Genomic DNA, 19591 nt, shown 5'->3' on the forward strand with positions numbered 1-19591 from the left:
AGCTTGCAACAAATCCTACGCGTCGAAAGCAAAGAGATTCTGGAACAGTTTCTGTTCTGGGTCAGTCAGTTCGATGCTCGAGAGTGCAAACTTGTGACCTTGGAAGGACTGCCTCACGCTGGCAAAAGCACGCTATTGTCATTTCTACCTGCCGATCAGTTCGCAACCGTTGAGCTGGACAGATTTATTCACAGAAAAGCAGATCCGAACCATACTTGGGCAGAAAGCATCCCCATTGCGGAGGCAAGGGAGCGTATCCAAGAACTTTTGCGAGGATCGAAAATCCTTGTGGTAGAGGGTCCGGCAGTTTGGGAATTGTCCAAAAACCTCTTCGCAGATGTTCCCTTCTCAAAAATCAAACGGGTCTATATCAAGCAGATGTCGCGAACTGGAACTTATGTCGACTGGCTTGCGGGCGGCATATTACTCGATGGCCATTTGCATAGAAGTCCGTATTTCAGATCGATCTTTCAACACCATTCAAGTGAACCTTGGAATGAGGCTGACTTGATTATCGAACGGCTTCCTGAAGACGATCCTGAATAACCATTCGAGATAGATTGTGCGTAGAAGGCCATCCTTCGACCTCGCTCAGGATGAGTTCCACTTTCACCGCAAGCCTTGCCACCCCACCCCTCCCCTGCCATCCTCGGCGCTCAGCCAAGCGGAGGGGAGACCGATGGCGAAGATTCCGACGGATGAGCGCCTGCTGGCGGAGATCTACAAGCGCTATGAGCGCGCCTTTGGCGCGTTCTCGGACGAGAACAAGACCCGCTCCACAAAGATCTGGGTGCCGATCGATATCGACTCGATCTCCAAACGTTTCCGCTGCGACCCGGACCTGGTCTTTGGCCGGCTCTATTATCACATGAACGCCAAATACGGCTCGCACACCGCCAAGGGCGACAGTGTGAACATGTTCGAGATGCGCATCGGGCAGGACCGCCACTGCGTGAACTTCCCCCTCGTCGCCAGTGTGCTGGCAGATTTGCAGGAAGACAAATCCCGCTTTCGCGTCTCCACCCGCATGGCGGCCCTGTCGCTGCTCGTGTCGGCCCTCTCCATCCTGATCGCGATCTTCTGGAAAGGCGGCGCCGTGATGCTGCCCTGAGGGCGGCTGGCCGTCCGGCCGAGGCTTTCAAAGCCCGTCCATATCTGCTCCAATACCGGTCAAACGGGAGGAAGGAGACATGGAGGGAGACTGGACCTGCGTCGAAACGCATGCGCCGACCGGGCGGCAGATCTACCAGCGCACGGTGGAATTTCGAAACACCGGCAACAATGAAGGCACGATGGACGATGCCATCGAGGTTCGCGAAGCAGACGGCAAGGTAATTGCCTCCACCCTCATGTCGATCGAGTGGGAATATTTCGGGCGGATCGATGCCCGCTTTTCAGAGGATGGACGTACCCTGATCGTCACCGGCACCGGAGAGCCTCGCGAGGAAATCGCGCTTCCGCCGGCGTCCTGACCTATTTCTCGCCGAACAATCCAGACTGTTGCCCGCCGGGATTCGGCAGGCCCAGCCGTTCATAGGCGAGCGGCGCGGCAACGCGTCCACGCGGCGTGCGGGCGACATAGCCGCGCTGCATCAGGTAAGGCTCGATCACGTCTTCCACCGCATCGCGCGCCTCAGACAGGGCCGCGGCCAGCGTTTCAACGCCCACCGGCCCGCCCGCATAAGTGTTGACGAGCGCATGCAAATAGCGCCGGTCCAGCGCATCGAGGCCGTCGCTGTCAATCTCCAGCCGCTTCAGGGCGCTGGCAGCGCTCTCGCGGTTGATGGCGTCGCCCGCGGCCTCGGCAAAGTCGCGCACCCGGCGCAGCAGGCGCAGCGCAATCCGCGGCGTGCCCCGCGCACGGGCAGCGATCTCCACCGCGCCTTCTTCCGTGATCTGCGCATTCAGCTTCCGCGCCGCGGCCATGACGATACGGCCCAGCTCTTCGGGCTCGTAGAATTCAAGCCGCACCGGAATGCCGAACCGGTCGCGCAGCGGCGTCGCCAGCAGGCCCGCACGCGTCGTGGCGCCAACTAGCGTAAACGGCGCAAGGTCCAGTCGGACGGAACGGGCAGACGGCCCCTCCCCGATAACGATGTCGAGGGCATAGTCTTCCATGGCCGGATAGAGGATTTCCTCCACCACCGGCGGCAGACGGTGAATTTCGTCAATGAACAGAACATCGTTCGGCTCAAGATTGGTGAGGATCGCGGCAAGGTCGCCCGCCTTGGCAATCACAGGCCCGGAGGTGGCGCGGAAGCCGACGCCCATTTCACGAGCCAGGATCTGCGCCAATGTCGTCTTGCCGAGGCCCGGAGGGCCGAACAGCAACACATGGTCCAGCGCCTCGCTGCGCCCGCGCGCCGCCTCGACATAGACCTTGAGGTTCGCCTTCGCCTTGCGCTGGCCGACATAATCCTCAAACGTCTGGGGACGGAGCGCCCTGTCCAGCGCGTCGCCGCCCTGTGCGTTCGGATCGGAAAGGCTGCCTTCGCGGCTCATTTCGCGAGTTCCTTCAGCGCCGCTTTCACGAGGGCGCCGACATCGTCACCGGCATCCTTGGCCACGCCCGCCACGGCGCGGGCGGCATCGGACTGGGAATAGCCGAGATTGACCAGCGCCGAGATTGCTTCGCCCCGCGCGCCAGTCGCGGCGGCCACAGGTGCGCTCGCCATGCCGGCGGCGCTGGCGGCTTCGAACTTGCCGAACCGGCCCATCGGCGGCGGCTTGCCGGATAGGTCATGCACGATCCGCTCGGCCAGTTTCTTGCCGACACCCTTGGCGCGTTCCAGCACTTTGGCGTCTCCAAGCGCGATCGCGTCCATCAGCTCCGCCGGGCTGATCGCATCGAGGATCGCCATCGCCGCCTTGCCGGCCACGCCATGGACATCCTGCAACCGCACGAACCAGGCGCGCTCTTCATCCGTGCCGAAGCCGAACAGCGTGATGGAATTCTCCGTCACCCGCGTTTCGACATGAACGGTGATCTTCTCTCCCGCATGCGTGCGCGACAGGAGCCGCGTGCCCGCCATGCAGACATAGCCGACGCCGTTCACATCCACGAGGAGGTGGTCCGTACCCATGCCGGCCACTTCGCCGACCAGCCGTCCGATAATCATGCAGCCCCCCGCTTCATGTCAGCTGGCAGGTGGTGAGCGGCGCAGATGGCGCAAGCCAGCGCGTCGGCGGAGTCAGAATTCAGGTCCGCCGCCTTGGGCAGGAGGCGTTTCACCATGAACATCACCTGGTCCTTGTCCGCCGTGCCGGTGCCGACAACGGCGAGCTTGATCTTGCGCGGCGCAAATTCCGCCACCGGCACGCCGCCCATGGCGAGGGCTGCCATCGCCGCGCCGCGGGCCTGGCCGAGTTTCAGCGCCGAGCGCGGGTTCGCGTTGACCAGCGTCTCCTCCACGCCTGCTGCCGTGGGCTGGTGATAGCGGGCCAGTTCCCCCACGGCTTCGAAGATGCCACCGAGGCGCTCGGCCATCTCCAGCTTCGGATCGACCGAGATCACGCCATGGGCAATATGCGTCAGGCGCATACCCGCCAGCTCGATCACGCCCCAGCCGGTATGGCGCAGGCCCGGGTCGATGCCGAGAATTCGAATCGTGTGAGTCATCCAGCCACGTATCGCGAGTGTTGCTTAACGAAGCGCTACTGTATTCTCTATTTGTTCACTGCCGCAAGGCCGTCAGAGTTTGTCCTTGCAGCTCTGGAACAAGGCGGAATCGCCCGCCACGCTGCGCAGGTGAAAATCCTGAGTCTTCTGCCCGGCCGTTACCGTCATCGGCGCCTCACCATAACTGCCAAGCGACATGCGGGTGAGGACCGTGGACAATGCCTCTTCAGAGACGTTGCCGGAGATAAAGCCCGGATGTTCGACCGGCTTCGGCTTGGTTGCCGGCGCGACGGGAACCGATGTGCCATCCCCGAAATCGAAAGACACCGGAGTGCCCGCCTGCACATCGTCAAAGGCATCGGTCACAACGACGTATTTGACGCCGGTCGGGGTCGCCATGAAATTCATCAATGGCAAAGCCTCGCCCTGCCAGAGCATGCAGTAGGATGTGTTGTCCGGCAGTTTCTGCGGATCGGTCGTCGCGCCCCAGGACTGGGCCTGTGCCGGCAGGGATACCAGCGCCAGGCTGGCAACAATCGCGAATGACCGCCTCAGGTTGAACAATTTCGGATCTCCCTCGCTTTTCCGGCATCTGACCCTCGTCCGCCAAAACGGTCAAGCGGACACGGATGAGGTTGGACTGCCTCTGCGACGGAATACCCATTGCGAATGCTTCTCATTTCGGGCAGGAGGGGACCAGACGCATTTTCCCGGATACCGAAGGAGCCCTTCCCGGCCATGGACATCAAGATCAAACGCTGGACGCATCTCGGCCTCGGCGCCGCCCTCATGACCACGACGGCCCTCTCCGGTTGCGGTGAACCCGCCGCGAAAGAAGAGCCGGCCGCCAGCGCGCAGCCCGCCACGGATGTCCCTGGCGAAGCCGATGTCGAGGCGAAGCTGGACGAGGTGAACGGCGCCGCATCTTCCTCCGGCGAAGGCGAAGGCGGGGTCGCCATCGAGGCAGCGCTCACCGACCCCGCGGTCTACAATATCGCGCTGACCGTGGCTGAAGCACACGTCCTGGCCGCCCGCGACGCCTATCGTGATGGCGAAAGCCAGGCCGCAGGCGAAATGTTCGCCCACCCGGTTTCCGAAGTCCTGTTCGACATGGAGCCCGTGTTCGAGGCCCGCGGCGTGTCCGATTTCACCGACCAGTTCCTTGAAGCCTCTGCCGCCGTGTTCGCCGGGGCGAGCGTCGAGGACATTGATGCCCGCACAGCGACCATCGTCGCGACCCTGCGCACCGTGGCCGGCAACGCCCCGGACGACGGCTCCAGCCCGGCCAGCATCACCATCAGCGTTGTCGCCGACATGGTCGACCGCGCCACCAAGATGTACCGCCTGGCCATGGAGTCTGATTTCTACGAGCCCTATCTCGACGGCTACGGCTTCTACTCTGCGGCAAGGAACCAGTTTGAAGCCTCCAAAGAGGCCATCGAAGCGGAGAACCCGGACGCGGCCGAAGCCATCGGCGGTGCACTGACGCTTCTGGGCGGGGCCTACCCGACGGCTGTCCGCCCCGAAACGCTGGATGCGGACGTTTCAGCCCTGACGGTTGCAGCCTCTGAAGTGTTCCTGACCGTCGGCAACTGACCGTTATTTCGAACGGTTCCGGAAGGTGCCGGGCGGAACGCCCAGACGCCGGCGGAACATGTAGACGAAGCTCGACGGGCTGGCATAGCCAAGATCGTGCGCTACATCGGCGACCGCCTCCCCCTGCTCCAGCCGTTCCATGGATTGCAGGAGGGTCAGGTTGGTTTTCCACTGCGTGAAGGTCATGCCGGTTTCTTTTTTGAAGAGACGCGCCAGCGTCCGTTCGCTTGCCCCGGCTTCACGCGCCAAATCTGCAATGCCCGTATCCAGCCCCGGTGTGTCGATCAGGAGCCGCATCACCCGCGCCAGGCGCGGCTCCTTTGCCACCGGCAGGAACAACGCAGCGAATTCCAGTTGCGCGAATTCATCCAGCGCGACCTGCGCCAGCCGGGCGGCCGGACTGCCGGCCTCATAGGCGTTGCCATACGTCATGACGCGCTCCAGCAGTGCATCAAGAAAGGGCGTCACCTTCACGACACCCGCATTCGGCGTCAGTTGGCCGACGCAGGCCGGGTCGATGAACAGGATGCGGGCCGACACTGATCCATGGGAGTAGATCTCATGATGCACGCCGGGCGGAATCCACAAGGCAAATCCGGCCGGCACCAGCCAGGTGCCCTCCGGCGTGATGATCCAGTAGGCGCCGGTCTTGGGGCATATGATATGACCCCGGTCGTGCGCGTGCGCGGCCACCCGGTGCGCGCCTTCCTTCTCGACAGCAAGGGACAAAACAGGACGTGAGGGGTCATGAATGTCCCCAAGGTCCTGTGGCGGGTTCAAATCTGGCAGGTTTTCGACATTCATTGGCGGGACCTGAATACCGCACGCCCGCCAAGAACGGCAAGAATTGTCATGCGAAAGGTCAATTCCCGCACTTTTTTGACCAATCCGCAGGCTGGGTGGGGGTGACGCGCCCGGATTCAGACGAGTAAGGGTGCCGTCATCCCTTTCCTCGCCCGCCGCAAACCCGAAAAAAACCTGACAAGACGATCACAACGCCGGACGGGCCACCATCAGCCAGAGGATCGCGAGCACGGCGAAGAAGGCCGGGAAGCCGCAGGCAAACCAGATCCGGTAGAGACGGAAATATTGTTCCGGCAGCGGCGCGCCCGTTTCCGCCGCTTCCCTCGCAAGATCGCGCAGCTTGTGCTGGATCCACACGACCGGCAGCCAGAAGACTCCGGTAAAGACGTAAAGTGCCAGCGCCGCGACGATCCAGCCCTGCGAGAGCGGCCAGCCCATTTCCATGGCGAGCAATGTGCCGGTGACTGGCTGGGCGACGACGGCGGTTGCGGTGAACAGCCAGTCCGCAATGACGACGATGGATGCTGTATGGGCAATCAGCCGGGCGTCCCGCGTGCGGTGGGCCATGACCATGAAGAAGGCGATGCCCGCACCGGTGCCGAGCAGCACCGTCGCCCCGATGATGTGTGCCCAGCGCAGGAAATGCATCCACTCCATCAGCGTGCCTCCGTCAGCGTCCAGACCGTCAGCGAGAGCGCGATGGCCGGGAAGACCTTCACCATCGGCCCCAGCGGATCGGCCCAGAGATGCGGCGCGAGGAATGCGCTGCCCGCGAGATAAGCGAGGCTGACGCACACTGCCGCCAATGCCGCCGCACGAGTCAACGGCCGCAACAGCAGCGCCGTGCCGATCACAACATCCACAACAGCCCCGCCCAGCACGAACGCCTTCGCCAGTGCTGTGGGCACATCAGGCCCAAAGACCGCCATGGCCGCGGATTGCTGCAGCCAGCCGATGACGCCGGACGCGATCCAGAAGGCCGACAGGATCAGCAGGAGGAATGGATAGAGCAGCGCGGCGCGCGCGTACGTTCGTTCCTGCACGGTAGAAGGCAAGGCCGATAGCGTGTCTGTCAGGTTTCGCACTGGCCATTGCCCTGCATTCCCGGTCACGCCCTTCCCCAGCACTTTCAAGGACGTTGTTCGCAGCGCCGGACGCCAGCCGAGCCAGCCGGCAAAGTCGCCCAGCCGCGCCGTGAGCGCGCCCAAAAAGTATGGTGCACGGATCACTGCTCTGGGCGCAGCAAAGCCAAGCCAGGACCGGATGGAAAGGATCAGGTCCTCGAGGCGGGTCGGTTCAGACGATAAGAGGTCCGCATCCACACCGGTAAGCCCCTCCTCCACGGCCCGGACAACGGCAGCGGCCACATCGTCCACATGCACGGTGCGAATGTCTGCGTCCGCCAGCATGACCGGCTGGACCAGCGGCACAGCAGCCAGCTGGCGCAGCAGGCTGGTGCCGCCATAGGCCTGCGGCGAGAGGACGAGGCCGGGCCGGAAGATGACCCAGTCCACACCGCTCTCTTTCACGGCAGCGTCGCCCTCAGCCTTGGAGCGGTAGAACACCGTGTTCGAATTTTCTGAAACACCGGGCGCAGAAATCTGGATGATCTGGCGCACGCCTGCCGGTTTGCAGGCAGCAGCCAGCGCCCGCACGGCATCGCGCTGCACCGCCATGACCCGGTCATTCATGCCGTCCTGAAGCACGCCCGCCGCGTTGACGACGACATCCATGCCCGCCAGCAGGTCCACCCAGTCCGCTTCATCCGTCATCTGAGAGAGGTCGCGCGCGATCCAGTCCGCCTGTGGTGCAGCGGCGCGGCCTTTCGACCCGGACCGGCCGAGACCCGTCACCTCATGCCCGGCAGCGAGCAATGCCTTCGTGATGGAAAGCCCGATCAGGCCGTATCCGCCAAGGACGAGGATTTTCAAATCTGTCCCCCTGCCCCGTTGGGCGCCTCAGCTCATCCAGCGAAGGGTACGCGGCTCGATCGGATTGACGAAGTCGCGCTCTTCGGTGCGGGCTTCGGTCCATTCGCGTTTCAGGCGCTGGTACCATTTGGCCTGCACGTCGATGTCGTCAATCCACAGCATCGCCTTCTGGTGCGCCATGCCCTCATTCTGCAGGTTCACCATCGTGCCGTCCTGGTCGAGGAACATTCGTCCGGCAGGCTTGGCAATCGGAATGGCGAGGTTCAGGAGCGGCGCACCGGTCCACCATGTGAACTGGGTGATGCGTGTTTTCTTCGGGGCCTCCGGTGTGAGGCAGGTCAGCGTCAGCAGGCGCGCAGTGTCGTTGGAGACGATTTCCCAGCGATAGCCCGGCAGCTGGAAGCGGATCTCGGTCTGCACATCGCCGCCAAAGATCCAGCGGTAGAGCTTGGAGTTCGAGCTGGGCGAATGCCGGTCGATGGCCCAGCCGCGATCCGTTGGAACGAAGGGCTTCTCTTTCAGCTTCAGCCCGGCCGACGGCGGACGCCACCACCATTGATTATGCACGAAGGGCACATGCGCCGGGTCCATCAGGCCGACGACCGCATCGTCCATATGCGCGTTGAACGTGTCGTGGATGATGAATTTGGGCTTCGCCGGCAGCGGCCCGAAATCCGGCGGCGGCACGACCGGCTCGCCCTCGAAGCGCGGATTGTGCGAGACATAGAGATAGACCGCGCCGTTCGCCTCATGCACCGGATAGCGGCGCACCTTCACCTTGGACGGATCGTAGGGCGAATCCGGCGTGAGGCTCGGCATCAGCTTGCAGCCGCCATCGGTGCCGAAGCGCCAGCCATGATAGGGGCATTGCAGTGCCCACTCGCCATTGGTCTCCAACTGCTGCCCGGCCGATAGCGGCACGAGGCGGTGCGGACAGATATCGCGCAGGGCGAACGGCTCGCCCGCGGGCGTGCGGCCCACGACGACCGGCTCGCCCAGAACCATGATGCGCTGCTGCTTGCCCGCCTTCAATTCGGAGGAAGGCGCAGCGAGGTACCAGCTATCGGTGAGATAGCCGTCGTCTGTGATGCCGGTCTTTGCCGGTGAGGTGTGCTGTGTGTCAGCCATGATCCCCCTTACACCGGCTAAAGTGCAGCGGAAACCCGGTGAGGCACGTAGTAGTCCGGTATAGTCATGGCCTGGTCAGGCTCAGACCGCCGGTCGGTAACGCGGATTGACCGATGGGTCCGGCCGGGGGCGGACGCCGGTGATGCGTTTCACGATGGCCTCCAGCGTCTGGAAAAAGCGGATCCGCTCCAGAACCGGGTTCACATGATTGGTCACCACACAGAAATGCGTGTCCTTGCCTTTGCGGTGATGCGCCGCGTGATGACGGTGAGATTGCAGCAGGCCGGTTTTCTGCAACGCCGTGATAACACGGCCGTTTTCCTGCGGGCTGCGGTGCGCACTGGCGTGCACTTCATTCGACAAGACGCCGAAAATGACCGCGGAAACGGTAAATGCGTTCAGCACGTCGAAGGCCCAGAACGCACCCAGGAAGGCCGCACCGATGGCCAGAACCTCCCGGTTCCGCGTCCATAGCGTCCCCTTCAGGAAGCTGCGCGGCGTGAAATGGTGCTGCTGGTTTTCCCGGATCGTGTGGCCAATAATCGGCCATTTCGGGTTGCCATACCGGTCTTCCAGCCAGTGGACCATTCCGGAAATAAAGTCGGCGAACCACAGCCCGCCCAGCACTTTGAGCAGGAACAGGCCTGCTGCCGCAATCGTCGAACCCACCATGATTGTCTCCTGACTTGCTATTGGGTTTTCAGAAATGTTTGTGAGCGCTTATTTACATAAATGGCCCATATTTGCAAGCAAGCGCTCACTCAGTGGTGTCGCCGGTGGAAACGGGATTCTAAAAATCGAAAGGCCGAATTTCCGGATCACGGATCGCCTGCGCCCCACCCTCAGGCCACGTTCAGTCAATGCCCTCTTCCCGGCCCGCACAGGCACGGCTATATCGCGCGGATGACACCTCGCGACAAAATCCGGAATTTCTCCATCATCGCCCATATCGACCACGGCAAGTCGACTCTGGCGGACCGCCTGATCCAGACCTGCGGCGGTCTGACAGACCGAGAAATGAAGGAACAGGTGCTCGACTCGATGGATATCGAGAAAGAGCGCGGCATCACCATCAAGGCCCAGACCGTGCGCCTGAATTATACGGCGCAGGATGGCGAGACATACGTCCTGAACCTGATGGACACGCCCGGACACGTCGACTTCTCGTATGAAGTTTCCCGCTGCCTTGCCGCCTGTGAAGGCGCGCTGCTCGTGGTCGACGCCTCCCAGGGCGTGGAAGCCCAGACACTGGCGAACGTCTACCAGGCGATCGACCAGGACCTCGAAATCGTCCCGGTGCTCAACAAGGTGGACCTGCCGGCCGCAGACGTGGAGCGCGTGAAAGACCAGATCGAGGACATTATCGGCCTCGATGCGTCTGATGCGATCGAGACCTCCGCCAAGACCGGCATCGGCATTACCGATGTGCTGGAAGCGATCGTGACCCGCCTGCCGCCGCCGGAGTCCGGCGATGCGGACGCCCCGCTCAAGGCTGCATTGGTCGATGCCTTTTACGACCCTTATCTCGGCGTCGTCGTTATCGTGCGCGTCCATGACGGCGTGCTGAAAGCCAAGCAGAAGATCCGCATGATGCGGACTGGCGGCACCTATGAGGTCGACAAGGTCGGCACGTTCAATCCGAAGCTCACAGAAGTCGACGCACTCGGCCCGGGCGAGGTCGGTTATTTTGTCGCCTCGATCAAGGAAGTCGGCGATACGGCCATTGGTGACACGATCACCGAAGAGCGCCGCCCGGCGGATAAGGCCCTGCCTGGCTATAAGGATGTCCAGCCGGTCGTTTTCTGCGGCCTCTTCCCGATGGATGCCGGCGACTTCGACGATCTGCGCGCTGCCATGGGCAAGCTGCGCCTGAACGATGCCAGCTTCACCTGGGAAATGGAAACCTCCGCCGCGCTCGGCATGGGCTTCCGGTGCGGCTTCCTCGGCCTTCTGCACCTCGAAATCATCCAGGAGCGTCTCAGCCGCGAGTTCGACCTCGACCTGATCGCGACAGCCCCGTCCGTGGTCTATGAAATGACCATGACAGACGGCACGGAGATTGAGCTGCACAACCCGGCCGACATGCCGGAAGTGACGAAGATCAAGGAAATCCGCGAGCCGTGGATCAACGCCACAATCTACACGCCGGACGAATATCTCGGTGCCATACTGAAACTCTGCCAGGACCGGCGCGGCATCCAGACCGAGCTCTCCTATGTCGGCGGCCGGGCCCTCGTAAAATACGAACTGCCGCTGAACGAGGTCGTTTTCGATTTCTACGACCGCCTGAAGTCGATCAGCCGCGGCTATGCGAGCTTCGACTATGAGATCATCGGCCACCGGGCCGAGAACCTCGTGAAGCTGCAAATCCTCGTCAATGACGAGCCGGTCGATGCCCTCGCCATGCTGGTGCACCGCGACCGCGCTGAAAGCCGGGGCCGCCAGATGTGCGAACGTCTGAAAGACCTGATCCCGCGCCAGATGTTCAAGATCCCGATCCAGGCCGCCATCGGCGGCAAGGTGATCGCCCGGGAAACGCTCAGCGCCCTGAGAAAAGACGTGACGGCAAAATGCTATGGCGGCGACGCCAGCCGGAAGCGCAAGCTGCTCGACAAGCAGGCCGCCGGTAAGAAGCGCATGCGCCAGTTCGGCAAGGTCGAAATCCCGCAGGAAGCCTTCGTGGCGGCCCTGCGGATGGACGGGGACTGATCCCTACTTCCCGGGCGCGGGATTCGCAGGTGGGGCAATCCTTCCCGACGTGGCTGCCCTCAATATCCGGCGGAAGCTGGGGCATTCCATATGACTGGGCGCGCGGCAGGCCGAGGCGTGCCTCAGGCCATCCCGCATGACCGTCAGCTGCCGGATTTTCTCGTCCAGTTCGTCAGCCTTTTCCGTGAGGCGCCCGCGGTCAATACGCGGACCATCCGGTGACATCATCGCGGCGATCTCATCCAGCGTGAAACCGGCTGCCCGGCCAAGCGCGATGAGGCCCAGCTTCTCGTATATGTCCGAATCGAACGTACGCTTCAGACCGCGCCGGCCATTCGAGCTGATCAGCCCTTTTTCTTCATAGTATCGCAACGTGGAGGCCGGCACGCCGGACAGTTTCGCGACTTCTGAAATATCCGGGTAATTCATGCTTGACCTCAAGCCGGCTTGAAGTGGCAATGTGCGCCGGTCGATTACCAAACACAAGGCGGAGGACCAGATATGAGCGAGACCAACACGGCAAACCCCGAAATGGCAGACCTGTGGAACGGCCCGGGCGCACGCAGCTGGATCGCTGCGCAAACCGTGTTGGACCAGACATTCGCCGGCTTCGAGACCCTGCTGGCTGATATGGCGGCACAGGCAAATGCCCGCGCTGTGCTGGATGTCGGCTGCGGCACCGGGGCCACGACGCGCGCCATCGCACGCCGCATCGCTCTGGAGGGCACGGCGCTCGGCTTCGACCTGTCTGCTCCGATGATCGCTCAGGCAAAAGTGCTCGCGGACCAGGAGGGCTCAACCGCTGGCTTTCTTGCCGGGGATGCGCAGACCCACAAATTTCCGCCCGCTGCCTTTGATCTCATCGTCTCCCGCTTCGGCGTCATGTTCTTTTCCGATCCCGTCGGGGCCTTTGCAAACCTCCGCAGCGCAGCACGGCCCGGTGCCGCGCTCGCCATGATCTCGTGGCGGAGCATTACCGAGAACCCGTTCATGACGGTGGCCGAACGCGCGGCCGCCCCCTTCCTGCCGGATCTACCGAAGCGTGGCGGCGGGCCCGGCCAGTTTGCTTTCGCTGACCAGGACTATGTGCACGGTATCCTCGACGCGTCGGGTTGGACTGGCGTTTCCAGCGAAGCGCTCGACATGCCCTGCGCCTTTCCAGCTTCGGAACTCGACACCTATCTTGGTCTCATGGGACCTGTCGGGCAAATGCTGGCAAAAAAGGATGAAGCAATGCGCGAACGCGTCATTTCGGCCATCCGGGAAGGCTTCAAAGAATATATCTCCGGCTCGGATATTCAGTTTACCGCTGCTTGTTGGCTCACGCGCGCGACCGCCTAGCTGAACCGCCGGATATAGGGAATGCCGGAGAAAAGCATTCTCTGCGGCACGCCATTGATAAGACCGTCAAAGCGGATCTGTTCTGGCGATGTATGATCTTTCGTGCGCCAGAAATCGCCGTCCCCCGGGATGAGTTCGACGATATTGCCGAGCAGGAGCTTGCTGTCCCGGGCATGGACATAGATTGGACCAGCCCAGCGATCGTCATTGTCATACCGGCCCGCCAGCATACGAAGCGCTTCCGGCGCAGGAGGTTTGTAGCCTGTGGATGGATCGACTAGATATTCCACATCGCCACTCCACGCGCGCACCGCCTTGCCGCCTTCCGACTCGATTACAATGCCGGTGAGGGCGTGATCGGGGTCATCTGTTGCAAACAGGCGATCCGTGGCCTGATAAAGCACGCTGTCGCGACCATTCTTCCGTAGCCGGATATCATAACCGGCAACCACGACCGTGAACCGGTCACCGGTCGCCGCGGTGAATTCACCTGCATATTGTGCCGGAAATTCCAGCTCATCACGCGGTGGCTGGGGCGAAGGGACCGTGGTTCCCTCCTGCATCGCCCGCATCAATTCGCAGGCGTGAACAGTTACGTCCTTGGGCCGGTAGTTCAGCGCGTAGTGAACATTGGACGAGGCAAACGCCGCGACTCCAGCTTCCGGGTCGATATGGAGGGACGAGCTGAATGAAATCATGCCGCCAGTATGGTGCAGGTACTTCCGGCCACGGTCCTCAACCCACGCCACCCCATTACTGTATTTCGAACCAGGGCCCCAGCCTTCGACCGGATTGGCGAGGAAGCGCTTTGCCGTGTCATCGGAAAATATTGCGCCCCCCTTTCCGTCTGCAACACTGATCATGAAGCGCAGGAACTTCACCATGTCGGCTGGTGTGGAGGCGATGTTGCCTGCTGCACTGTCGCTATCCACCCAGGGTGTGGGACTCATTCGCGAAGGAACAGGATTCAGGCGGTCGGTAAGCGCGGGCTCATAACCATTTGCATAACGCGGGCGATCCGCCACATGCAGGGCCGCCACACTTTCCGACATGCCAAGCTTGTCCAGCACACGCGCCTGAACGACGTCCCGGAAAAGCCTTCCGTCAGCATGCGCAATCATCTTTCCAGCCAGCCGGTACCCGCAGTTCGAATAGGACCACTCCGCCCCCGGTTCAAATCCGGTCCAGAGGCCACCTTCCGGAAACAAGGCGGAATCGCTCGGCAAGCCGGAAGTGTGGTCCAGCAAGTGTTGGAGATGAATGTGTTCCCCGCCCCGAACCTGAAGCCCCTCGAGCGTATCCAACAAGTTGGTCTCGGGAGACAGGCTGCCTTCTTCGATCAGGGACCATGCCGCGAGCGCCGTGAACATTTTCGAGATCGATCCGACCTGGAACAGGTGATCCGGCCCGACCGGAATGTTCCGCTCCAGATCGGCATAGCCTGCTGTTACGACAGCCTCGTACCCGTCACGCGTGACCAGGGCGACTGTCATGCCCGGTAGCCCCCAGGCGGCGCGGTGCTGTTCGATATACGCCCTTAGCGGTCCGGTAACCTGATCTGCAGGAACCGGAAGCGCATTCTCTAGCGGCGCGTTCTCCGGCGAATTCGCGCTCTTCTGACACGCCGCCAGGAAGCTGGCCGACAGCGCGGCGTTGCCGATGAACGCCCTGCGATCAATATCCATGCACCGCCCTTTCCGCGTGTTCCGGAAAAAGTTTTATCGTGTTCCCGGCCTCTTTAAAGGGGTGGGCCTGTGGCTCGCCGGTTGACGCAGCGAATGTGTGTCACTCGGCATCAGTCGATGCCTCAAGTGCGCCAATTTCAGTCTCTTCTGTCACGCCTGTTTCCTGATTGCCCGGCCGGGTTTCTTTCAGGCGTTCTGCAGAAAAGCACCTTTCTCCGCCGACATCGCAGCTTGGGCCGGCTGAAATCCGGCGCTATATGCCCGGGATGACCCGCCCGCTGACCATCCTTGGCATTGAAACCAGCTGCGACGAGACCGCTGCGGCGGTGATCCGCCTCGCCCCGGGCGGCGACGTGCAAATCCTGTCCGAAAAGGTGCATACGCAGCTGGAAGAGCATGCGCCGTATCTTGGCGTTGTTCCGGAGATCGCCGCACGGGCGCATGCCGAACTCGCGGACCAGACAGTCGCAGCGGCCATGGCGGACTCAGGGCTTGGTTATTCCGATCTTGATGCGGTGGCGGCGACCTCAGGCCCTGGCCTGATTGGCGGCGTACTGGTTGGCATGATGACCGGCAAGGCAATCGCGCAGGCCGCGGGCAAGCCCTTCCTGGCGGTGAATCATCTGGAAGGCCATGCGCTGAGCCCGCGGCTGACGCATGCCTGCCCCTTCCCTTACCTGTTGCTGCTTGTGTCAGGCGGACATTGCCAGTTCCTGGAAGTGCGAGGTCTTGGAGATTACCGAAGGCTGGGCTCGACGATTGACGACGCAGCTGGGGAAGCCTTCGACAAGACTGCGAAATTGCTGGGGCTGGGGTTCCCGGGCGGGCCGGCCGTTGAGCGGATCGGCGCAAACGGCAATCCGACAGCCATCGATTTCCCGCGTCCGCTCCTGAACCGGCCAGGTCTGGACATGAGCTTTGCCGGGCTGAAGACAGCTGTGGCCCGCGCCGCCGAGGCCGAAGACCTGACTGATTCCCGCATGGCCGATATTTGCGCCAGTTTTCAGGCTGCGATTGTGGATGTCTTATCTGAAAAGGCGCGTCGGGCGTTGGAGCTTTTCGAACCGGGCGACGGCGATGGAAAGCGTTTCGTTGTGGCCGGGGGCGTTGCCTCAAACAAGGCAATCCGGGCCGGACTGGAGAAAGTTTCGGAAGACGCCGGAGCGGTGCTGATTGCACCGCCAATGCGGCACTGTACCGATAATGCCGCGATGATTGCCCTGGCTGGGGCAGAGCGGCTGGCAGGTGGCCTCGAAAGCGAGGCAGGTGACCTTGGCGCCGGGGCGAGACCGCGCTGGCCGCTGGATGAAGCGGCGGCGAAGTCCGATCCGGCCTATTCGACGGGACGCCGGGGCGCCAAGGCCTGAAGGGTCTGCTTGCAGGGGCTCAAGGCCTTACACCACGAATTCGGCGAACGACACCATGACGGCGAGCAGGCCGACCGTGAACGGCAGGGCTGCCATCAGGGCCACAAGCGACTGGCGGGATTCAGTTTTCGAAAGGGTCATTGTCTCTGTTCCTTTTCCGGGAAGGGCACGATGCCCATCCATGAGCTTCATATAGAGAAGCCATGAACAGAAATCAATGAACGATTTTAAAATTATTCAGAGTTTAGAAAATTTACGTATTCACAGGACCGACGCGTCCTTCGACAAACCGGCGAGGATCAGGTCGAGAACGCCTGCCAGCTCCCGCTTCAGTTTCGGCAGGGTCAGGTGGGAAAACAGTTGGGGGAACCGGAATTTCATCAGCGCGGCCTGCATGAACTCCGCTGTTTCATCGAGCCTTTCCAGCGGGCGGAACACGCCGTCGCGGATCCCGTCTTCGAGGATCTGGACCAGATAAACGCGCTCCTGCGCCATCTGCTCATTCATATATAGCGGCCGCTCATCCGCCAGGACTTCAGCGACTTCAAGAATCTTGGCCTTGGCCTCAATAGCCTGATAGGTGCTGACCATTCCGTAATCGAAGAATTCCCGCAGGCGCTCGGGCGCCGGCTTCTTCTCCCGGGCGATCGATGCATAGGCCTGATACATCTCGCCATTGAACTTGCGGGCCAGCGCTTCGGCGATATCAAGCTTCGACGCGAAGAACCGATAGATATTGCCGGCGGACATGCCGCAATCCTTGGCAATCTCCGACATCGTCGTCTTGGCGTAACCATAATGCAGGATCCGCTCGATGGCGGCATCCAGGATCTGCTGGCGGGTATCTGTCGTATCGTTCATGGAGCCGGACCATACCGGGAAATACTGAAGGATCAATGATTCATTCAGACGGCACAGAATCTGTCGCGGCAGCCATAGGCAGTTGTGACCGGCTGTGCGATAGCCTTCTCCGTAAAACCGGATGGAGTTGACCGATGCCCCTGTTCTGCCTGCACTGCCTGGATAAAGCCGATGGCGGCGCCGAAGCCCGCGCCAAAGCCCGGCCCGCCCATCTGGCATGGGCTGCAGACCTTGGCTCCTGTGTCCGCATGGCCGGACCCCTGCTGGACGCCAACGGCAACATGGTCGGGTCGGTTTTCCTGATCGAAGCCGATGACCTTGCCGCCGCAAAAGCGATTCACGCGCAGGACCCATACGTTACAGGAGGCGTCTTCGGACACGTCCACATCAATGAAACACGCTGGGCAATCGGCGAAGGCAAGCCTGCATGAGGCGCCTCATTCTCGGGAACCTCAATTATTCAAGCTGGTCGATCCGTCCCCTCATGGTGGCCCGGAAGGTGGGCCTGCCGGTGGAAGAAATTGTCGTCCCGCTCGATTTTCCGGAAACGACGGCCCGGCTGAAGGAAGTCAGCCCCACGGCAAAAGTGCCGCTTCTCATCTGGGACGATCAGACAATCTGGGAAAGTCTCGCCATCACGGAATGGATCGCCGAATGGGCGCCGCCCGGCGAGGTCTGGCCCGAGGACCCGGCCGCACGCGCCATCGCCCGGGCCGCCGCCAGCGAGATGCATGCCGGCTTTCCGGAACTGCGCAGCAAATGCCCGATGGATATTCGGGGACGGGACCTGCCACCCGAAATGACGGACAAGCTCGCCGCAGACATTGGCCGGATCCAGCAATTGTGGAACGGCCTGCGGGGCGAGTTCGGCCGGAACGGTCCGTTCCTGTTCGGCAAATGGAGTGCCGCGGACGCCTTCTACCTACCAGTCGTCACAAGGTTCCGGACCTATGGCCTGCCGCTCAGCGGCGCTGCGGCGGACTATTCGGCTGCCGTCCTGTCAGACCCGGACTTCCAGAAACTGGAAGAGCAGGCCAAGGCCGAACCCTGGTGGATCGCATACGGTCCGGACGGCCGCTCTAGCGGCTATCTCAAGCCGGAAGGCTGAGCAGGTCGTAGCCTAGATCGTGGCGGAACAGTTCGCCGATTTTGCGCTGATAGATTTCCAGTGCTTCGCCTGAGAACAGGTCCGACAGGCTGGTCTTGCGGTTCTGCAGAACATTTGGCTCGGCTTCCGGGTCGACCTTTTCGGCCATTGCTTCCTTCGTCCCGGCCTTCAGCGCGGCATCGATTGCCGCCGGTGTGAGCTTCAGGTTCCAGTGCCGGTCGACCGCTTCCAGGATCTTGCGCGGATCCTTCAGCGTGTCCTCATAATGAACGACGAGAATGGACTCTCCGTGGCGCGCCAGCACGTCGCCCCAGCGGTTCCAGAACCGTGCGAGCCAGTAGAGGTCGCAACGGTATTTTGATCCAGCCGGGTCGCCTTCCAGATAGGTCAGCCAGTCGACCTTGATATCATATTCCCATTTGGCGTGGTGGCTGGCGAGGATCGACATGGGGTGGCGCACCGCCAGCACATAAGGCGGCAAGCTTGCCATGTTGCGTGCCCAGCCCCAATCCGCCAGACGGTGCGGAATCGTATGGCTGAAAGCGAGCCGGGGCAGCTGCGTGAACACCGGCGCGTCCTTCGGCCAGCCGATATAGGGCCGCACGGCACTCTCCGAGAAATACTTCGGCGGCTCGATGCCATGCGTCTCCGCAAGCGCCACGGCCAGCATGTATTTCAGCCAATGGGTTCCCGAATTCTTTGACGTCACCAGCACGCCATCGAAGGCGCCGTGTCGGAGCACCGAAAAATTGGTCCAGTTCTCGTTGAGCACTTTGGACCGGTAGGCAGAAGGCAGAGTCGTCGCAGTCATGGAATTGCCCTAGGACCAGATCGGGAGTGACGCAACTCAGGTCTTCAGGCCTGCCTTGTCGCGGTAAACCTGCAGCAATGCCAATTGGTCGCGCGTCGGCAGACCTTCGGCTTCGGACACCGAGACCAGCATGGAGTCCAAGTCTACGACTTCCTTTGGGCCGAGCACGGAAGAAGACACAATCAATTGGCTCAACTTGCGCATGGTTTCGGCTGGTGGCGGCGCAGAATTCGTGACCCAGGCCGCATGCGCCGTCAAAGCATCTGCTTCGTCCTGGCTGAACTCGAAATGGTGCATGATCTCTCGGTCTATCGAAGCGGTCTGTTTCTCCGTCAGCGGGCCGCCCCGGGCGCGAGCCACCTCCATCATCATGATGGCCGCCGCTTCGCGCGGATCTTGTATGAGGCTGAGACCGCCCCTCCCCGCCCTGTACCTGAACGCCATTTTGCGGGGCAGATTGATGGCCGTCTGCGCTATCTTGCCAGCTTCTCGCAAGCCCTCACGCGCCATGCGGATTCGCCACGACCACACACCGATCGCGACCAGCACGCTTAAAATGAACAGCAGGATATGCATTTGAAAACAGTAACGCGGCCCATCGGGCCGCGCTACAGGATTCGTCGGTGGACGC

Annotated in this window: 23 protein-coding genes; 9 read left to right on the forward strand and 14 right to left on the reverse strand. The window is 61.8% G+C overall.

The genetic code is table 11. The features are described 5' to 3' along the window. Positions 1–3 precede the first annotated feature (3 nt). The 3 genes from R3C98_RS03400 (at position 4) to R3C98_RS03410 (ending at position 1472) form a co-directional block, all read left to right on the forward strand. Positions 4–546 (forward strand): hypothetical protein, encoded by a 543-nt coding sequence (locus R3C98_RS03400; RefSeq protein WP_371312710.1) that lies wholly within the window; start codon positions 4–6, stop codon positions 544–546. A 133-nt stretch (positions 547–679) separates the two neighbouring features. Next, positions 680–1111, forward strand: coding sequence for a hypothetical protein (locus R3C98_RS03405; protein ID WP_371312711.1), 432 nt, complete (start codon positions 680–682; stop codon positions 1109–1111). Between the two features lie 79 nt (positions 1112–1190). Further along, entirely contained in the window at positions 1191–1472 is a 282-nt protein-coding gene (locus tag R3C98_RS03410) for a hypothetical protein (protein WP_371312712.1), read from the forward strand. Position 1473: 1 nt separating this feature from the next. Here the strand turns inward: R3C98_RS03410 and ruvB are convergent, their stop codons facing one another. The 4 genes from ruvB to R3C98_RS03430 all read right to left on the reverse strand — a co-directional run bounded on the left by ruvB (position 1474) and on the right by R3C98_RS03430 (position 4183). Further along, positions 1474–2502: a Holliday junction branch migration DNA helicase RuvB gene (ruvB, locus tag R3C98_RS03415; protein ID WP_371312713.1), complete on the reverse strand. Its 1029-nt coding sequence runs from the start codon at positions 2500–2502 to the stop codon at positions 1474–1476. Next, a complete protein-coding gene (ruvA, locus tag R3C98_RS03420; RefSeq protein ID WP_371312714.1) occupies positions 2499–3119 on the reverse strand; it encodes a Holliday junction branch migration protein RuvA in 621 nt (206 codons plus the stop codon). Before ruvA ends, ruvB begins: the two co-directional genes overlap by 4 nt. Then, a complete protein-coding gene (gene ruvC / locus R3C98_RS03425; RefSeq protein WP_371312715.1) occupies positions 3116–3619 on the reverse strand; it encodes a crossover junction endodeoxyribonuclease RuvC in 504 nt (167 codons plus the stop codon). Before ruvC ends, ruvA begins: the two co-directional genes overlap by 4 nt. A gap of 72 nt (positions 3620–3691) precedes the next feature. Beyond that, positions 3692–4183: a hypothetical protein gene (locus R3C98_RS03430; RefSeq protein ID WP_371312716.1), complete on the reverse strand. Its 492-nt coding sequence runs from the start codon at positions 4181–4183 to the stop codon at positions 3692–3694. A 174-nt stretch (positions 4184–4357) separates the two neighbouring features. Between R3C98_RS03430 and R3C98_RS03435 the strand changes: the two genes are divergently transcribed. Then, the gene (locus R3C98_RS03435; protein WP_371312717.1) at positions 4358–5215 is read left to right on the forward strand and encodes a hypothetical protein; all 858 of its coding nucleotides are present in this window, start codon (positions 4358–4360) and stop codon (positions 5213–5215) included. Between the two features lie 3 nt (positions 5216–5218). On the opposite strand, the gene R3C98_RS03440 is transcribed toward R3C98_RS03435, so the two are convergent. The 5 genes from R3C98_RS03440 to R3C98_RS03460 form a co-directional block, all read right to left on the reverse strand. Then, on the reverse strand, positions 5219–6019 hold the full coding sequence (locus tag R3C98_RS03440; protein ID WP_371312718.1) for a helix-turn-helix domain-containing protein: 801 nt from the start codon (positions 6017–6019) through the stop codon (positions 5219–5221). 186 nt (positions 6020–6205) lie between these two features. Next, positions 6206–6676: a DUF2269 family protein gene (locus R3C98_RS03445; protein WP_371312719.1), complete on the reverse strand. Its 471-nt coding sequence runs from the start codon at positions 6674–6676 to the stop codon at positions 6206–6208. Then, positions 6676–7950 (reverse strand): SDR family oxidoreductase, encoded by a 1275-nt coding sequence (locus tag R3C98_RS03450; RefSeq protein ID WP_371312720.1) that lies wholly within the window; start codon positions 7948–7950, stop codon positions 6676–6678. The genes R3C98_RS03445 and R3C98_RS03450 overlap by 1 nt, the downstream gene beginning before the upstream one ends. Before the next feature lie 27 nt (positions 7951–7977). Then, complete coding sequence (locus R3C98_RS03455; RefSeq protein WP_371312721.1) at positions 7978–9078, reverse strand: Rieske 2Fe-2S domain-containing protein; 1101 nt, start codon at positions 9076–9078, stop codon at positions 7978–7980. Positions 9079–9159: 81 nt separating this feature from the next. Continuing rightward, complete coding sequence (locus R3C98_RS03460) at positions 9160–9750, reverse strand: fatty acid desaturase CarF family protein (RefSeq protein WP_371312722.1); 591 nt, start codon at positions 9748–9750, stop codon at positions 9160–9162. A 231-nt stretch (positions 9751–9981) separates the two neighbouring features. Here R3C98_RS03460 and lepA point away from each other — a divergent pair, with 231 nt between their 5' ends. After that, positions 9982–11787, forward strand: a complete 1806-nt coding sequence (gene lepA, locus R3C98_RS03465; RefSeq protein ID WP_371312723.1) for a translation elongation factor 4 — start codon at positions 9982–9984, stop codon at positions 11785–11787. 3 nt (positions 11788–11790) lie between these two features. Here lepA and R3C98_RS03470 read toward each other — a convergent pair whose 3' ends face one another. Next, positions 11791–12216, reverse strand: a complete 426-nt coding sequence (locus R3C98_RS03470; RefSeq protein WP_371312724.1) for a helix-turn-helix domain-containing protein — start codon at positions 12214–12216, stop codon at positions 11791–11793. A 72-nt stretch (positions 12217–12288) separates the two neighbouring features. Here R3C98_RS03470 and R3C98_RS03475 point away from each other — a divergent pair, with 72 nt between their 5' ends. Then, positions 12289–13128 carry a class I SAM-dependent methyltransferase gene (locus tag R3C98_RS03475; protein WP_371312725.1) on the forward strand — a complete coding sequence of 280 codons (840 nt, stop codon included), beginning with the start codon at positions 12289–12291 and terminating at the stop codon, positions 13126–13128. Here the strand turns inward: R3C98_RS03475 and R3C98_RS03480 are convergent. Continuing rightward, positions 13125–14813: a serine hydrolase domain-containing protein gene (locus R3C98_RS03480; RefSeq protein WP_371312726.1), complete on the reverse strand. Its 1689-nt coding sequence runs from the start codon at positions 14811–14813 to the stop codon at positions 13125–13127. The genes R3C98_RS03475 and R3C98_RS03480 overlap by 4 nt on opposite strands. 266 nt (positions 14814–15079) lie before the next feature. Here R3C98_RS03480 and tsaD point away from each other — a divergent pair, with 266 nt between their 5' ends. Then, complete coding sequence (gene tsaD / locus R3C98_RS03485; RefSeq protein ID WP_371312727.1) at positions 15080–16180, forward strand: tRNA (adenosine(37)-N6)-threonylcarbamoyltransferase complex transferase subunit TsaD; 1101 nt, start codon at positions 15080–15082, stop codon at positions 16178–16180. A 261-nt stretch (positions 16181–16441) separates the two neighbouring features. Here the strand turns inward: tsaD and R3C98_RS03490 are convergent, their stop codons facing one another. Further along, positions 16442–17041: a TetR/AcrR family transcriptional regulator gene (locus R3C98_RS03490; protein ID WP_371312728.1), complete on the reverse strand. Its 600-nt coding sequence runs from the start codon at positions 17039–17041 to the stop codon at positions 16442–16444. Positions 17042–17175: 134 nt separating this feature from the next. Between R3C98_RS03490 and R3C98_RS03495 the strand changes: the two genes are divergently transcribed. After that, the gene (locus R3C98_RS03495) at positions 17176–17472 is read left to right on the forward strand and encodes a YciI family protein (RefSeq protein WP_371312729.1); all 297 of its coding nucleotides are present in this window, start codon (positions 17176–17178) and stop codon (positions 17470–17472) included. After that, positions 17469–18149: a glutathione S-transferase family protein gene (locus tag R3C98_RS03500; RefSeq protein ID WP_371312730.1), complete on the forward strand. Its 681-nt coding sequence runs from the start codon at positions 17469–17471 to the stop codon at positions 18147–18149. Before R3C98_RS03495 ends, R3C98_RS03500 begins: the two co-directional genes overlap by 4 nt. On the opposite strand, the gene R3C98_RS03505 is transcribed toward R3C98_RS03500, so the two are convergent. Next, complete coding sequence (locus R3C98_RS03505; protein ID WP_371312731.1) at positions 18133–18960, reverse strand: sulfotransferase domain-containing protein; 828 nt, start codon at positions 18958–18960, stop codon at positions 18133–18135. The genes R3C98_RS03500 and R3C98_RS03505 overlap by 17 nt on opposite strands. A gap of 36 nt (positions 18961–18996) precedes the next feature. Continuing rightward, on the reverse strand, positions 18997–19536 hold the full coding sequence (locus R3C98_RS03510) for a hypothetical protein (RefSeq protein ID WP_371312732.1): 540 nt from the start codon (positions 19534–19536) through the stop codon (positions 18997–18999). Between the last annotated feature and the right edge of the window lie 55 nt (positions 19537–19591).

Origin of the sequence: Hyphomonas sp. (assembly GCF_041398465.1) — a bacterium.
Lineage (GTDB): Bacteria > Pseudomonadota > Alphaproteobacteria > Caulobacterales > Hyphomonadaceae > Hyphomonas.

What these genes read in the sequence shown, in the direction of transcription:
- R3C98_RS03490 (WP_371312728.1), bottom strand. Translation starts at nt 17,041, where the DNA reads ATGAACGATACGACAGATACCCGCCAGCAGATCCTGGATGCCGCCATC.
- R3C98_RS03410 (WP_371312712.1), top strand. Translation starts at nt 1,191, where the DNA reads ATGGAGGGAGACTGGACCTGCGTCGAAACGCATGCGCCGACCGGGCGG.
- ruvB (WP_371312713.1), bottom strand. Translation starts at nt 2,502, where the DNA reads ATGAGCCGCGAAGGCAGCCTTTCCGATCCGAACGCACAGGGCGGCGAC.
- R3C98_RS03405 (WP_371312711.1), top strand. Translation starts at nt 680, where the DNA reads ATGGCGAAGATTCCGACGGATGAGCGCCTGCTGGCGGAGATCTACAAG.
- ruvA (WP_371312714.1), bottom strand. Translation starts at nt 3,119, where the DNA reads ATGATTATCGGACGGCTGGTCGGCGAAGTGGCCGGCATGGGTACGGAC.
- R3C98_RS03445 (WP_371312719.1), bottom strand. Translation starts at nt 6,676, where the DNA reads ATGGAGTGGATGCATTTCCTGCGCTGGGCACACATCATCGGGGCGACG.
- R3C98_RS03475 (WP_371312725.1), top strand. Translation starts at nt 12,289, where the DNA reads ATGAGCGAGACCAACACGGCAAACCCCGAAATGGCAGACCTGTGGAAC.
- R3C98_RS03500 (WP_371312730.1), top strand. Translation starts at nt 17,469, where the DNA reads ATGAGGCGCCTCATTCTCGGGAACCTCAATTATTCAAGCTGGTCGATC.
- R3C98_RS03455 (WP_371312721.1), bottom strand. Translation starts at nt 9,078, where the DNA reads ATGGCTGACACACAGCACACCTCACCGGCAAAGACCGGCATCACAGAC.
- R3C98_RS03505 (WP_371312731.1), bottom strand. Translation starts at nt 18,960, where the DNA reads ATGACTGCGACGACTCTGCCTTCTGCCTACCGGTCCAAAGTGCTCAAC.
- lepA (WP_371312723.1), top strand. Translation starts at nt 9,982, where the DNA reads ATGACACCTCGCGACAAAATCCGGAATTTCTCCATCATCGCCCATATC.
- tsaD (WP_371312727.1), top strand. Translation starts at nt 15,080, where the DNA reads ATGACCCGCCCGCTGACCATCCTTGGCATTGAAACCAGCTGCGACGAG.
- R3C98_RS03440 (WP_371312718.1), bottom strand. Translation starts at nt 6,019, where the DNA reads ATGAATGTCGAAAACCTGCCAGATTTGAACCCGCCACAGGACCTTGGG.
- R3C98_RS03480 (WP_371312726.1), bottom strand. Translation starts at nt 14,813, where the DNA reads ATGGATATTGATCGCAGGGCGTTCATCGGCAACGCCGCGCTGTCGGCC.
- R3C98_RS03510 (WP_371312732.1), bottom strand. Translation starts at nt 19,536, where the DNA reads ATGCATATCCTGCTGTTCATTTTAAGCGTGCTGGTCGCGATCGGTGTG.
- R3C98_RS03460 (WP_371312722.1), bottom strand. Translation starts at nt 9,750, where the DNA reads ATGGTGGGTTCGACGATTGCGGCAGCAGGCCTGTTCCTGCTCAAAGTG.
- R3C98_RS03470 (WP_371312724.1), bottom strand. Translation starts at nt 12,216, where the DNA reads ATGAATTACCCGGATATTTCAGAAGTCGCGAAACTGTCCGGCGTGCCG.
- R3C98_RS03435 (WP_371312717.1), top strand. Translation starts at nt 4,358, where the DNA reads ATGGACATCAAGATCAAACGCTGGACGCATCTCGGCCTCGGCGCCGCC.
- R3C98_RS03495 (WP_371312729.1), top strand. Translation starts at nt 17,176, where the DNA reads ATGCCCCTGTTCTGCCTGCACTGCCTGGATAAAGCCGATGGCGGCGCC.
- ruvC (WP_371312715.1), bottom strand. Translation starts at nt 3,619, where the DNA reads ATGACTCACACGATTCGAATTCTCGGCATCGACCCGGGCCTGCGCCAT.